Genomic DNA, 13,014 nt, shown 5'->3' on the forward strand with positions numbered 1-13,014 from the left:
GTATGAAAGATGATATATTAATTAAGCTGTTTCAACACAGTAGATCTTTGAAAACTGAACAAAGTTTTGATAAACCAAATGTGTAGGGTCGCCCTTTTAGGGCACAACATATTTGCGAAGTCAATTTCGCTAGCAAATAAATTAAGTAACAAAACAAGAGCTACAAACTTTTAATCGAGAGTTTGATCCTGGCTCAGGACGAACGCTGGCGGCGTGCCTAATACATGCAAGTCGAACGCACTCTCGTTTAGATTGAAGGAGCTTGCTCCTGATTGATAAACATTTGAGTGAGTGGCGGACGGGTGAGTAACACGTGGGTAACCTGCCCTAAAGTGGGGGATAACATTTGGAAACAGATGCTAATACCGCATAAAACCTAGCACCGCATGGTGCAGGGTTGAAAGATGGTTTCGGCTATCACTTTAGGATGGACCCGCGGTGCATTAGTTAGTTGGTGAGGTAAAGGCTCACCAAGACCGTGATGCATAGCCGACCTGAGAGGGTAATCGGCCACACTGGGACTGAGACACGGCCCAGACTCCTACGGGAGGCAGCAGTAGGGAATCTTCCACAATGGACGAAAGTCTGATGGAGCAACGCCGCGTGAGTGAAGAAGGTTTTCGGATCGTAAAACTCTGTTGTTGGAGAAGAATGTATCTGATAGTAACTGATCAGGTAGTGACGGTATCCAACCAGAAAGCCACGGCTAACTACGTGCCAGCAGCCGCGGTAATACGTAGGTGGCAAGCGTTGTCCGGATTTATTGGGCGTAAAGCGAGCGCAGGCGGTTTCTTAAGTCTGATGTGAAAGCCTTCGGCTCAACCGAAGAAGTGCATCGGAAACTGGGAAACTTGAGTGCAGAAGAGGACAGTGGAACTCCATGTGTAGCGGTGAAATGCGTAGATATATGGAAGAACACCAGTGGCGAAGGCGGCTGTCTGGTCTGTAACTGACGCTGAGGCTCGAAAGCATGGGTAGCAAACAGGATTAGATACCCTGGTAGTCCATGCCGTAAACGATGAGTGCTAGGTGTTGGAGGGTTTCCGCCCTTCAGTGCCGCAGCTAACGCATTAAGCACTCCGCCTGGGGAGTACGACCGCAAGGTTGAAACTCAAAGGAATTGACGGGGGCCCGCACAAGCGGTGGAGCATGTGGTTTAATTCGAAGCAACGCGAAGAACCTTACCAGGTCTTGACATCCTTTGACCACTCTAGAGATAGAGCTTTCCCTTCGGGGGCAAAGTGACAGGTGGTGCATGGTTGTCGTCAGCTCGTGTCGTGAGATGTTGGGTTAAGTCCCGCAACGAGCGCAACCCTTATTACTAGTTGCCAGCATTAAGTTGGGCACTCTAGTGAGACTGCCGGTGACAAACCGGAGGAAGGTGGGGACGACGTCAAATCATCATGCCCCTTATGACCTGGGCTACACACGTGCTACAATGGATGGTACAACGAGTTGCGAGACCGCGAGGTTTAGCTAATCTCTTAAAACCATTCTCAGTTCGGATTGTAGGCTGCAACTCGCCTACATGAAGCCGGAATCGCTAGTAATCGCGGATCAGCATGCCGCGGTGAATACGTTCCCGGGCCTTGTACACACCGCCCGTCACACCATGAGAGTTTGTAACACCCAAAGCCGGTGAGGTAACCCTTCGGGGAGCCAGCCGTCTAAGGTGGGACAGATGATTAGGGTGAAGTCGTAACAAGGTAGCCGTAGGAGAACCTGCGGCTGGATCACCTCCTTTCTAAGGAATAATACGGAAAACCTTGTACATTTGCGAAATCAAAACTTTGTTTAGTTTTGAGAGGTCTACTCTCATCATTAAGGACGTTTTTGGGCCTATAGCTCAGCTGGTTAGAGCGCACGCCTGATAAGCGTGAGGTCGATGGTTCGAGTCCATTTAGGCCCATTGTACCAATTTAATAGTTTCATTATGGGGGATTAGCTCAGCTGGGAGAGCGCCTGCTTTGCACGCAGGAGGTCATCGGTTCGATCCCGTTATCCTCCATTGATGACAATAGTCATCGTAACTTTGTTCTTTGAAAACTGGATAATAAGTAATATATTAGTTTTAAAAGCCGAGAAAACATTGCGTTTTAAAGAGTTTTTTAATAATAGAAATATGAATTAGTTCATATCGCTAAACTCAAATAATAACCCTTTACCGTAGGTAAAGATAGGTTAAGTTATAAAGGGCGCATGGTGGATGCCTTGGCACTAGGAGCCGATGAAGGACGGTACTAACACCGATATGCTTCGGGGAGCTGTAAGTAAGCTTTGATCCGGAGATTTCCGAATGGGGGAACCCAATACTTTTAATCGAGTATTATCATTAAGTGAATACATAGCTTAATGAAGGTAGACGAGGGGAACTGAAACATCTAAGTACCTTCAGGAAGAGAAAGAAAAATCGATTCCCTAAGTAGCGGCGAGCGAACGGGGAAGAGCCCAAACCAAGAAGCTTGCTTCTTGGGGTTGTAGGACAGAACTTTGGAGTTACCAAGTTAAGTTGTAATCGAATCAGCTGGGAAGCTGAGTCAAAGAGTGTGATAACCACGTAGATTAAACAACTTAACCTCCGTTCTGGATCCTGAGTACGGCGGAACACGTGAAATTCCGTCGGAATCCGGGAGGACCATCTCCCAAGGCTAAATACTCCCTAGTGACCGATAGTGAACCAGTACCGTGAGGGAAAGGTGAAAAGCACCCCGGAAGGGGAGTGAAATAGATCCTGAAACCATGTGCCTACAATTAGTCAAAGCTCGTTAATGAGTGATGGCGTGCCTTTTGTAGAATGAACCGGCGAGTTACGTTTATATGCGAGGTTAAAGTGAAAAGCTGGAGCCGTAGCGAAAGCGAGTCTGAAATGGGCGAGTGAGTATATAGATGTAGACCCGAAACCAAGTGACCTACCCATGTCCAGGTTGAAGGTGTGGTAAAACACACTGGAGGACCGAACCCACGTCAGTTGAAAATGGCGGGGATGAGGTGTGGGTAGCGGTGAAATTCCAATCGAACTTGGAGATAGCTGGTTCTCTCCGAAATAGCTTTAGGGCTAGCCTCGGAATATTGGATCATGGAGGTAGAGCACTGTTTGGACTAGGGGCCCGTCATGGGTTACTGAATTCAGATAAACTCCGAATACCATTGATTTAGTTCCGGGAGTCAGACTGCGAGTGATAAGATCCGTAGTCGAAAGGGAAACAGCCCAGATCACCAGTTAAGGTCCCAAAATTTATGTTAAGTGGAAAAGGATGTGGCGGTGCACAGACAACTAGGATGTTGGCTCAGAAGCAGCCACCATTTAAAGAGTGCGTAATAGCTCACTAGTCGAGTGCCGCTGCGCCGAAAATGTACCGGGGCTAAACATAATACCGAAACTGTGGGTGGACACGTAAGTGTCCGCGGTAGGAGAGCGTTCTAAGGGCGACGAAGCTAGATCGTAAGGACTAGTGGAGCGCTTAGAAGTGAGAATGCCGGCATGAGTAGCGAAAGATCAGTGAGAATCTGATCCACCGTATGACTAAGGTTTCCTGGGGAAGGCTCGTCCTCCCAGGGTTAGTCGGGACCTAAGGCGAGGCCGAGAGGCGTAGTCGATGGATAACAGGTTGATATTCCTGTACTAGTTTATTTTGTTTGAATGATGGAGGGACGCAGGAAGCTAAGGAATGCACACGACTGGAAATGTGTGTCCAAGCAATAAGTCTTGAGTTGAGTGAAATGCTTGATTCTTTAAGGACAAGTTGTGATGGGGAGCGAAATTAAGTAGCGAAGTTCCTGATGTTACACTGCCAAGAAAAGCTTCTAGTGAGAAATAAACTACCCGTACCGTAAACCGACACAGGTGGTCGAGGAGAATATCCTAAGGTGAGCGAGTGAACTCTCGTTAAGGAACTCGGCAAAATGACCCCGTAACTTCGGGAGAAGGGGTGCTGACCGTCAGGTCAGCCGCAGTGAATAGGCCCAAACAACTGTTTATCAAAAACACAGGTCTCTGCAAAATCGTAAGATGACGTATAGGGGCTGACGCCTGCCCGGTGCTGGAAGGTTAAGAGGATGAGTTAGCGCAAGCGAAGCCCAGAATTGAAGCCCCAGTAAACGGCGGCCGTAACTATAACGGTCCTAAGGTAGCGAAATTCCTTGTCGGGTAAGTTCCGACCCGCACGAAAGGCGTAATGATTTGGGCACTGTCTCAACGAGAGACTCGGTGAAATTATAATACCCGTGAAGATGCGGGTTACCCGCGACAGGACGGAAAGACCCCATGGAGCTTTACTGTAGCTTGATATTGAGTGTTTGTACAGTTTGTACAGGATAGGTAGGAGCCGTAGAAATCGGAACGCTAGTTTCGATTGAGGCGTTGGTGGGATACTACCCTAACTGTATGACCACTCTAACCCGCGCCACTTAGCGTGGCGGGAGACAGTGTCAGGTGGGCAGTTTGACTGGGGCGGTCGCCTCCTAAAGTGTAACGGAGGCGCTCAAAGGTTCTCTCAGAATGGTTGGAAATCATTCGTAGAGTGTAAAGGTATAAGAGAGCTTGACTGTGAGATTGACAAATCGAGCAGGGACGAAAGTCGGACTTAGTGATCCGGTGGTTCCGTATGGAAGGGCCATCGCTCAACGGATAAAAGCTACCCTGGGGATAACAGGCTTATCTCCCCCAAGAGTCCACATCGACGGGGAGGTTTGGCACCTCGATGTCGGCTCATCGCATCCTGGGGCTGTAGTCGGTCCCAAGGGTTGGGCTGTTCGCCCATTAAAGCGGTACGCGAGCTGGGTTCAGAACGTCGTGAGACAGTTCGGTCCCTATCCGTCGCGGGCGCAGGAAATTTGAGAGGAGCTGTCCTTAGTACGAGAGGACCGGGATGGACATACCTCTGGTGTACCAGTTGTGCCGCCAGGCGCATCGCTGGGTAGCTATGTATGGCAGGGATAAACGCTGAAAGCATCTAAGTGTGAAGCCCCCCTCGAGATGAGATTTCCCATTCCTTTATGGAAGTAAGACCCCTGAAAGATGATCAGGTAGATAGGCTAGGAGTGGAAGTACAGCGATGTATGGAGCGGACTAGTACTAATCGGTCGAGGACTTAACCAAAGGTGCAATGTTTGGCTTTTGAAATGAAATATTACTTATTATGCAGTTTTGAGAGAACGAAGTTCTTCTCAGTGCGTAAGCACAAATAGTGTGGTGGCGATAGCAAGAAGGATACACCTGTTCCCATGTCGAACACAGTAGTTAAGCTTCTTAGCGCCGATAGTAGTTGGTGGGAAACTACCTGCGAGGATAGGACGTTGCCACGCTATATTTGATGGAGGTTTAGCTCAGTTGGGAGAGCGTCTGCCTTACAAGCAGAGGGTCACAGGTTCGAGCCCTGTAACCTCCATTGAGTCGTTAGCTCAGTTGGTAGAGCATCTGACTTTTAATCAGAGGGTCGACAGTTCGAGCCTGTCACGACTCATCGGCCAAGTTACACGCCAAAATGCGGGTGTGGCGGAATTGGCAGACGCGCTAGATTTAGGTTCTAGTGTCTATATAGACGTGGGGGTTCAAGTCCCTTCACCCGCATTTAATTGAATATTCAATGAAAGTTATCTTATTATGCCGACTTAGCTCAGTTGGTAGAGCATCTGATTTGTAATCAGAGGGTCGGGCGTTCGAATCGTCTAGTCGGCATTAAGATGCGGAAGTAGTTCAGTGGTAGAACATCACCTTGCCATGGTGGGGGTCGCGGGTTCGAATCCCGTCTTCCGCTTTCATTATGATTAAGCCGGGGTGGCGGAACTGGCAGACGCACGGGACTTAAAATCCCGCGGTAGGTGACTACCGTACCGGTTCGATTCCGGTCCTCGGCATCATAATGAAAAATGCACCCATAGCGCAACTGGATAGAGTGTCTGACTACGAATCAGAAGGTTGTAGGTTCGACTCCTACTGGGTGCATATAACGGGAAATAGCTCAGCTTGGTAGAGCACCTGGTTTGGGACCAGGGGGTCGCAGGTTCGAATCCTGTTTTCCCGATTGTAACGTAAGTTACATGTTATAATTTAAGTTTTTTGGCGGTGTAGCTCAGCTGGCTAGAGCGTCCGGTTCATACCCGGGAGGTCGGGGGTTCGATCCCCTTCGCCGCTATTTTTCAAAAAACTTGGACCTTTAGCTCAGTTGGTTAGAGCAGACGGCTCATAACCGCCCGGTCGTAGGTTCGAGTCCTACAAGGTCCATCGTTTGGTGAGATTTTGTAGGTGGTTATAATATTTTTATATTATCGCGGGATGGAGCAGTCTGGTAGCTCGTCGGGCTCATAACCCGAAGGTCGTAGGTTCAAACCCTACTCCCGCAATTGGTCGCATGGTCTAGCTGGTTAGGACGCCTGCCTGTCACGCAGGAGATCACGGGTTCGAGTCCCGTTGTGACCGTTTCAAAATGGCTCAGTAGCTCAGTTGGTAGAGCAATGGATTGAAGCTCCATGTGTCGGCAGTTCGATTCTGTCCTGCGCCATATCATGAATATGCGGGTGTAGTTTAGTGGTAAAACCACAGCCTTCCAAGCTGTTGTCGCGAGTCCGATTCTCGTCACCCGCTTTTCATGGGCCTATAGCTCAGCTGGTTAGAGCGCACGCCTGATAAGCGTGAGGTCGATGGTTCGAGTCCATTTAGGCCCATTATCTAAATATTTGGAGAAGTACTCAAGTGGCTGAAGAGGCGCCCCTGCTAAGGGTGTAGGTCGGGAAACTGGCGCGAGGGTTCAAATCCCTCCTTCTCCGTTTTGTATGGCCCGTTGGTCAAGTGGTTAAGACACCGCCCTTTCACGGCGGTATCATGGGTTCAAATCCCGTACGGGTCATTGTAACATTGTTACATTTATAGTTTTTATGGAGAATTACCCAAGTCTGGCTGAAGGGAACGGTCTTGAAAACCGTCAGGTGGGTTCTGCCCACGCGAGAGTTCGAATCTCTCATTCTCCTTTATATTATCGCGGGATGGAGCAGTCTGGTAGCTCGTCGGGCTCATAACCCGAAGGTCGTAGGTTCAAACCCTACTCCCGCAATTTGGTCGCATGGTCTAGCTGGTTAGGACGCCTGCCTGTCACGCAGGAGATCACGGGTTCGAGTCCCGTTGTGACCGTTTCAAAATGGCTCAGTAGCTCAGTTGGTAGAGCAATGGATTGAAGCTCCATGTGTCGGCAGTTCGATTCTGTCCTGCGCCATTTTTGGAGGAGTAGCGAAGTGGCTAAACGCGGCGGACTGTAAATCCGCTCCTTCGGGTTCGGTGGTTCGAATCCACTCTCCTCCATATTTATAGGGATATAGTTTAAAGGTAGAACTACGGTCTCCAAAACCGTCAGTGTGGGTTCAATTCCTACTATCCCTGTTTATATTATATGTTGCATAAACATTGCGACTATGGTATAATTATTCATGTTAATAATGGCGGTATTGGTGAAGTGGTTAACACATCGGTTTGTGGATCCGACACACGTGGGTTCGATTCCCACATACCGCCTTTTATTATTGGGCTATGGCCAAGCGGTAAGGCAACAGGTTTTGATCCTGTCATGCGTTGGTTCGAATCCAGCTAGCCCAATTTCAAGGACAGGATTTGTTCTTTTATGGCGGTATAGCCAAGTGGTAAGGCAGAGGTCTGCAAAACCTTTATCACCGGTTCAAATCCGGTTACCGCCTTTGCGTTTAGGCGCTAACCTTAAACGTTCTGTAAGATGCCGGTGTGGCGGAATTGGCAGACGCGCGGGATTCAAAATCCCGTTTCCTCACGGAAGTATCGGTTCGACCCCGATCACCGGTATAATGGATTATTATACAAGTTTTAAAAGCCCTAGAGATAGGGCTTTTTTGTTGTCTAAAAATAAGTTATTGTCTGGCATGAAAGCGGTATGATACGATAGGGATATACTAAGTACATCAAAAGGGTGATTGTGATGAAGAAGTGGGGCTTTTTACTTAGCGGTGGTTTTCTAGTAGCAATTATTGTAGGAATATTACTGATAAATCAGCGTCCAAACCAAGCAAGACAACAAGCAAATCGTGTCCGTGACAGTGCACCAACTTTTTATTTACATGGGTATGGTGGCTCTGGTCGTTCGAACGATAGTATGATTGCGGCGGCAGAAGAGCGAGGTAGGGCTACTAAGGTATTAACCGCAATTGTCAGTCGGACGGGACAAGTTGAATTAGAGGGGCATTGGACAGGCAATACAACACGACCGATTATCCAGGTGATTTATAAGAATAATCGCAATGCCAATTACCGGCAAAATGGTGAATGGTTCAAACGGGTATTGATTGCGGTTAACCGGCAGCATCATTTTAAACAATTTAATGTAGTCGCTCATTCGATGGGTAATTTAACATTAGCTTTCTATCTGGCAAATAATGCTCAGAATAAAAAAATGCCACAATTAGCTAAGTTCGTTTCGATTGCGGGGCACTATGCTGGTATTATCGGGATGGATGATCGTGCAAATCAAAATCATCTGGCTAAAAATGGCCGCCCACAGCAGATCAACGCCACTTACCGGCAACTAATGGGATTGAGACACAGATTACCCAAAAATCAAATTCAATATTTAAATATTTATGGGGACTTATCAGATGGTAGTGATTCTGATGGGCGTGTTAGCAATGTCTCTTCACAATCGTTGCGATATTTAGTGGCACCAAGCGCTAAATCATATCAAGAAGTTCAATTTAAGGGCTCGAATGCCCAACATAGCAAACTACATGAAAACGAAGCTGTTAATAAAGCGGTAATCGATTTCCTATGGTAATTAAAAAACAGCAACATCGACGGTTTATGAGTCGGTGTTGCTGTTTTTTTGTTCTAAGCGGTATTCTTTAGCGGCGGTTATTAAAGTCCCTAATAAGGCTTGTTGAGTTGCTGAGAAGAGTTGTGTCTTACGAGAGGCTAATGAAATGTAGAAGGTGGGTTGCGGTTGGTCAAGTAAGTCTAAAGTAATTAAGTCATCAGCTGGTGTGATGGCCGTTTCAGTTAGAAAGCCAATTCCGACGTTTTCATGGACCATACTTTTAAGAATACTAACATCGTTGGTTCGGTAAATAATATCAGGGTTCATTTGATTCATCGTCGAAAGCGTATCAAAAACGACAGGATGAACGAACCCCTCCGCTAACATGATAAAATTTTCATTGGCTAAATCACGAAAAGCAACTTTTTTTGCGTTTGCGAGCGATGATTTGGGGCTGACAACGATTTTAAAGTGATGTTGTTCGATAATTTCAGCCGTTAAGGCATCATTTTCTAGTGGCGTTGCCGAGCCCAGTAAAGCAGCATCTAAACGCCCGGCTTCTAAACTTGCCAGTAATTCGGTAGAACCACCGTCAACCGTTGCAAAATGTTGAATACTCCCAGCCTTGACTAATTTCTGCGCTAATTTAGAGAAATAATAGGTGCCAATGATAGGTGGCAATCCAAAACGAAGTTCAGTGGCAGACAAATTTTGCATATCGGTAGTTGTCAATTGAATTTCATTTAGAATTTTTACCGCATGTCGATTGAGTTGTTCACCGCTATCCGTAATAATAATCGATTGATGCGACTGGTCCCGACGGATTAATTTAGTCTCAAATTCTGTTTCTAAACGCTTAACCGCATAAGTGATGGTCGGCTGGCTAACGCCAAATTGGTCAGCAACTGCCGTAAAATTTTTTAATTTAATTAAAGCCACAAAATATTCTAAATCTTTAATCTTCATAGAAACTCCTATTTAATGCGATTTGAAAAACTCATATAAATCTATTTTATCACAGTTGTAAGTTTTGACTATCAAATGTTGAGGCGTGTATAGTGACCAACATGATATAAAAAGAAAAGGAGATTATTAATATGAAAGCACAACAAATTTTAAATGATCCATTTTTAAATAAAGGGACCGCTTTTACGGCTGAAGAACGTGCTCAATTTGGTTTAACGGGGATGTTACCACCCCACGTTCAAACAATTGACGAACAAGTTAAACAAGCTTATGCCCAATATCAATCAAAAGCAAACATGCTTGAACAACGGATTTTCTTAATGTCAATTTTTAATGAAAACCGGGTTTTATTCTTCAAGTTATTCAGCCAACACGTTGCTGAATTCATGCCAGTGGTTTACGATCCAACGATTGCTGACACAATTGAAAACTACAGTGCTTTATATGTGAATCCACAACATGCAGCCTTCTTGTCAATCGACGATCCTGATTCAATGAAGACGACTTTAGCCAACGCTGCTGATGGTCGCGAAATTAAATTAATCGTTGTGACTGATGGCGAAGGTATTTTAGGGATTGGCGACTGGGGAACACAAGGTGTCGATATCTCAGTTGGTAAATTAATGGTTTATACAGCTGCTGCCGGGATTGATCCTAGTCAAGTCTTACCAGTTGTTTTAGATGCTGGTACAAACCGTGAAAGTTTATTAAATGATGAATTATACTTAGGAAACCGGCATGAACGTGTTCGCGGCGATCGTTACTACGATTTCGTTGATCAATTCGTTCAAACAGCTGAAGAATTATTCCCTAACATGTACCTTCACTTTGAAGATTTTGGCCGGAGTAATGCTGCTAACATCTTGAACAAGTACAAAGATCAAATCGTGACTTTCAATGATGATATCCAAGGAACAGGGATTATCACATTAGCTGGTATCATGGGTGCATTAAATATCTCTGGTGGCAAGATGACCGACCAAGTTTACATGAGCTTTGGTGCTGGGACTGCTGGTGCTGGTATTACACACCGCATCTTCGAAGAAATGTTACAAGAAGGTTTAACTGAAGAACAAGCACGTAGCCGTTTCTACATGGTTGATAAGCAAGGTCTATTGTTCGATGATGATCCAGAATTAACACCAGAACAAAAACCATTTGCTCGCAAACGTAGTGAATTCGCTAATGCGGATGAATTAACAACCTTAGAAGCTGCTGTTAAAGCGATCCATCCCACAATCTTAGTTGGTACTTCAACACAACCTGGTACTTTTACAGAATCAATCGTGAAGGAAATGGCTGCTCACACAGAACGGCCAATTATCTTCCCATTATCAAATCCAACTAAATTAGCTGAAGCAACTGCTGAAGACTTAATTAAATGGACCGATGGTAAAGCCTTAGTGGCTACTGGTATTCCAGCGGCACCTGTTGAATACAACGGTGTCACATATGAAATCGGTCAAGCTAACAATGCTTTGGTATACCCAGGTCTTGGTTTAGGGACAATTGCTTCAACTGCTAAAGTCTTAAATGACGAAATGATTAGTAAGGCAGCACATTCATTGGGTGGGATTGTTGATCCAACAGAACCTGGCGCAGCCGTATTGCCTCCTGTTACAAAATTAGACGTCTTCTCACAAACTGTTGCTAACGCTGTTGCACAAAGCGCTGTTGACCAAGGTTTGAATAAAGAAGAAATTGCTGACGTGCAAAAAGCCGTTGCAGACATGAAATGGGAACCAGAATACAAAGCACTATAATTTTAAATATTAATTGGTAGGAGAGTGAAAGAGTTGGCAGCATTTCTAACATCATTATCAAGTGTCATCGAAATCGTCTTAGTCATTGCTTTGGGGTTTTGGCTACGAAGTTCTAAGAAGTTTGATGATAACTTTAAAGGTACAATTTCATTTTTAATCATGAACGTTGCTTTACCATTATCAATCTTTGTTTCAGTTTTAGATAACTTGACCCGTGAAAAGTTGGTCGGTTTATCTGGCGGCTTAATCTATGTTTTAATTAGTTTTGCCCTAGGTTACTTAGTTGCTTGGTTATTAACAAAGGCTTTCCGGATTCGGCCAGGTCGTCGTGGGACATTTATCAATATGTTCGTTAATGCCAATACAATCTTCATTGGTTTACCATTGAACTTGGCACTATTCGGTGACAAGAGTTTACCTTACTTCTTGATCTACTATGTTGCAAACACGGTTTCAACATGGGCAATCGGGGTCTTCTTCATCTCAAATGATGATCCTACAAAAGAAAAAGGCGCTGCTAAAGGCAAATTTAACTGGCGTAAATTATTACCTTCACCATTAATCGGTTTCTTAGCCGCATTAATTTATCTTTTAACTGGTTTACCATTACCAGAACTTGTTGATAAGACATTCTCAATGGTTGGTGGCATCGTAACACCAATGTCATTGATCTACATTGGGATTATCTTAGCTGATGCTGGTTTGAAATCAATCCATTTCGACCGCGATACAATCTTAGCCCTATTAGGTCGTTTCGTTGTTGCACCAGCCATCATGATTGCGATCATGATGTTCTTCAAGAACACAACTTCAATTCCATCAATTGAACAAAGCACATTAATTATTCAAGCCGCAACACCAGGTTTGGCTGTCTTACCAATCTTAGTCGGTCAATCACACGGGGACGTTGAATATGCAACAAACGTTGTTACAACAAGTACTGTCTTGTTCGTCGTCGTTGTGCCAATCTTAATGCAAATCGTTCAATTCATCTAGTTTCAATAAGAGTGTTAGATATTCCGATTATCTAACGCTCTTTTTTTGTGGTTAAATGTGTAATAATACACAATCTTGGTTGATAAACAAGCCTATCTGGACTACAATGAAAGCGTAGTCAATAAACAAGAGAGGTTGATTAATATGTCAGAAAAGATTTATACGAAACAAGCACCAGAACCATTAGGACCATATAGCCAAGCAATTGCGACCGATAAGATGGTCTTTATGTCAGGTCAACTGGGCTTAAAAGACGGCAAACTTGCACCTGATTTAGCAGGACAAACGAAACAAGCGATTATGAACTTACAAAGTGTTTTAAAAGAAGCAGGGCTAACCTTAGAAAATATCGTTAAAACCAACTGTTTCTTAACCAACTTAGATGATTTTAATGAATTTAATCAAGTTTATGCAGAATACTTCGGTGACATTGCACCTGCTAGAAGTGCCGTTCAAGTTGGCAAATTACCAGCTGGTGGGATTGTTGAAATTGAAGCGATTGCTGTTCGATAATATTTGATTGG

At 45.0% G+C, this 13,014-nt stretch carries 5 protein-coding genes, 29 tRNA genes and 3 rRNA genes; 36 read left to right on the forward strand and 1 reads right to left on the reverse strand.

Features of this window, described 5'->3' with window-relative positions:
* Window positions 1–174: 174 nt before the first annotated feature.
* The 33 genes from C0213_02175 to C0213_02335 all read left to right on the forward strand — a co-directional run bounded on the left by C0213_02175 (window position 175) and on the right by C0213_02335 (window position 8,786).
* A 16S ribosomal RNA gene (locus C0213_02175) occupies window positions 175–1,752 on the forward strand.
* Window positions 1,753–1,835: 83 nt separating this feature from the next.
* Window positions 1,836–1,909: transfer RNA gene (locus C0213_02180), tRNA-Ile, on the forward strand.
* Between the two features lie 26 nt (window positions 1,910–1,935).
* Window positions 1,936–2,008: transfer RNA gene (locus tag C0213_02185), tRNA-Ala, on the forward strand.
* A 170-nt stretch (window positions 2,009–2,178) separates the two neighbouring features.
* Window positions 2,179–5,099: ribosomal RNA gene (locus tag C0213_02190) — 23S ribosomal RNA — on the forward strand.
* 88 nt (window positions 5,100–5,187) lie between these two features.
* Window positions 5,188–5,304, forward strand: a 5S ribosomal RNA gene (rrf, locus tag C0213_02195).
* Together the 16S, 23S and 5S rRNA genes with 29 tRNA genes alongside form the textbook arrangement of a ribosomal RNA operon.
* Window positions 5,305–5,314: 10 nt before the next feature.
* Window positions 5,315–5,387 (forward strand) — tRNA-Val (locus C0213_02200).
* Window positions 5,388–5,389: 2 nt separating this feature from the next.
* Window positions 5,390–5,462: transfer RNA gene (locus C0213_02205), tRNA-Lys, on the forward strand.
* Window positions 5,463–5,485: 23 nt separating this feature from the next.
* A tRNA-Leu gene (locus C0213_02210) sits at window positions 5,486–5,569 on the forward strand.
* 35 nt (window positions 5,570–5,604) lie between these two features.
* Window positions 5,605–5,677, forward strand: a tRNA-Thr gene (locus tag C0213_02215).
* Between the two features lie 7 nt (window positions 5,678–5,684).
* Window positions 5,685–5,756 (forward strand) — tRNA-Gly (locus C0213_02220).
* A gap of 14 nt (window positions 5,757–5,770) precedes the next feature.
* A tRNA-Leu gene (locus tag C0213_02225) sits at window positions 5,771–5,859 on the forward strand.
* Window positions 5,860–5,870: 11 nt separating this feature from the next.
* Window positions 5,871–5,944, forward strand: a tRNA-Arg gene (locus tag C0213_02230).
* Between the two features lie 5 nt (window positions 5,945–5,949).
* Window positions 5,950–6,023 (forward strand) — tRNA-Pro (locus tag C0213_02235).
* Window positions 6,024–6,060: 37 nt separating this feature from the next.
* Window positions 6,061–6,134, forward strand: a tRNA-Met gene (locus C0213_02240).
* Window positions 6,135–6,149: 15 nt separating this feature from the next.
* Window positions 6,150–6,223, forward strand: a tRNA-Met gene (locus C0213_02245).
* 45 nt (window positions 6,224–6,268) lie between these two features.
* Window positions 6,269–6,342 (forward strand) — tRNA-Met (locus tag C0213_02250).
* A gap of 2 nt (window positions 6,343–6,344) precedes the next feature.
* Window positions 6,345–6,418: transfer RNA gene (locus C0213_02255), tRNA-Asp, on the forward strand.
* A 9-nt stretch (window positions 6,419–6,427) separates the two neighbouring features.
* A tRNA-Phe gene (locus tag C0213_02260) sits at window positions 6,428–6,500 on the forward strand.
* Between the two features lie 12 nt (window positions 6,501–6,512).
* Window positions 6,513–6,583: transfer RNA gene (locus C0213_02265), tRNA-Gly, on the forward strand.
* Window positions 6,584–6,589: 6 nt separating this feature from the next.
* A tRNA-Ile gene (locus C0213_02270) sits at window positions 6,590–6,663 on the forward strand.
* A gap of 14 nt (window positions 6,664–6,677) precedes the next feature.
* Window positions 6,678–6,765: transfer RNA gene (locus tag C0213_02275), tRNA-Ser, on the forward strand.
* An 8-nt stretch (window positions 6,766–6,773) separates the two neighbouring features.
* Window positions 6,774–6,845: transfer RNA gene (locus C0213_02280), tRNA-Glu, on the forward strand.
* A gap of 30 nt (window positions 6,846–6,875) precedes the next feature.
* Window positions 6,876–6,966 (forward strand) — tRNA-Ser (locus C0213_02285).
* A 9-nt stretch (window positions 6,967–6,975) separates the two neighbouring features.
* A tRNA-Met gene (locus C0213_02290) sits at window positions 6,976–7,049 on the forward strand.
* A 3-nt stretch (window positions 7,050–7,052) separates the two neighbouring features.
* Window positions 7,053–7,126 (forward strand) — tRNA-Asp (locus C0213_02295).
* Between the two features lie 9 nt (window positions 7,127–7,135).
* A tRNA-Phe gene (locus C0213_02300) sits at window positions 7,136–7,208 on the forward strand.
* Between the two features lie 5 nt (window positions 7,209–7,213).
* Window positions 7,214–7,294: transfer RNA gene (locus C0213_02305), tRNA-Tyr, on the forward strand.
* A 7-nt stretch (window positions 7,295–7,301) separates the two neighbouring features.
* Window positions 7,302–7,372 (forward strand) — tRNA-Trp (locus tag C0213_02310).
* A gap of 59 nt (window positions 7,373–7,431) precedes the next feature.
* Window positions 7,432–7,504, forward strand: a tRNA-His gene (locus tag C0213_02315).
* Window positions 7,505–7,513: 9 nt separating this feature from the next.
* Window positions 7,514–7,585, forward strand: a tRNA-Gln gene (locus C0213_02320).
* 27 nt (window positions 7,586–7,612) lie between these two features.
* Window positions 7,613–7,683 (forward strand) — tRNA-Cys (locus tag C0213_02325).
* A 37-nt stretch (window positions 7,684–7,720) separates the two neighbouring features.
* A tRNA-Leu gene (locus C0213_02330) sits at window positions 7,721–7,804 on the forward strand.
* A gap of 133 nt (window positions 7,805–7,937) precedes the next feature.
* Window positions 7,938–8,786: an alpha/beta hydrolase gene (locus tag C0213_02335; protein ID AUX11294.1), complete on the forward strand. Its 849-nt coding sequence runs from the start codon at window positions 7,938–7,940 to the stop codon at window positions 8,784–8,786.
* Window positions 8,787–8,810: 24 nt separating this feature from the next.
* Here the strand turns inward: C0213_02335 and C0213_02340 are convergent, their stop codons facing one another.
* Window positions 8,811–9,731: a LysR family transcriptional regulator gene (locus C0213_02340; protein AUX11295.1), complete on the reverse strand. Its 921-nt coding sequence runs from the start codon at window positions 9,729–9,731 to the stop codon at window positions 8,811–8,813.
* Window positions 9,732–9,862: 131 nt separating this feature from the next.
* Here C0213_02340 and C0213_02345 point away from each other — a divergent pair, with 131 nt between their 5' ends.
* The 3 genes from C0213_02345 to C0213_02355 all read left to right on the forward strand — a co-directional run bounded on the left by C0213_02345 (window position 9,863) and on the right by C0213_02355 (window position 13,003).
* Entirely contained in the window at window positions 9,863–11,494 is a 1,632-nt protein-coding gene (locus C0213_02345; protein ID AUX11296.1) for an NAD-dependent malic enzyme, read from the forward strand.
* Between the two features lie 33 nt (window positions 11,495–11,527).
* Window positions 11,528–12,490, forward strand: a complete 963-nt coding sequence (locus C0213_02350) for a malate permease (protein AUX11297.1) — start codon at window positions 11,528–11,530, stop codon at window positions 12,488–12,490.
* 144 nt (window positions 12,491–12,634) lie between these two features.
* Window positions 12,635–13,003, forward strand: a complete 369-nt coding sequence (locus tag C0213_02355) for a reactive intermediate/imine deaminase (GenBank protein AUX11298.1) — start codon at window positions 12,635–12,637, stop codon at window positions 13,001–13,003.
* Window positions 13,004–13,014 lie beyond the last annotated feature (11 nt).

Source organism: Latilactobacillus sakei (genome assembly GCA_002953655.1).
Lineage (GTDB): Bacteria > Bacillota > Bacilli > Lactobacillales > Lactobacillaceae > Latilactobacillus > Latilactobacillus sakei_A.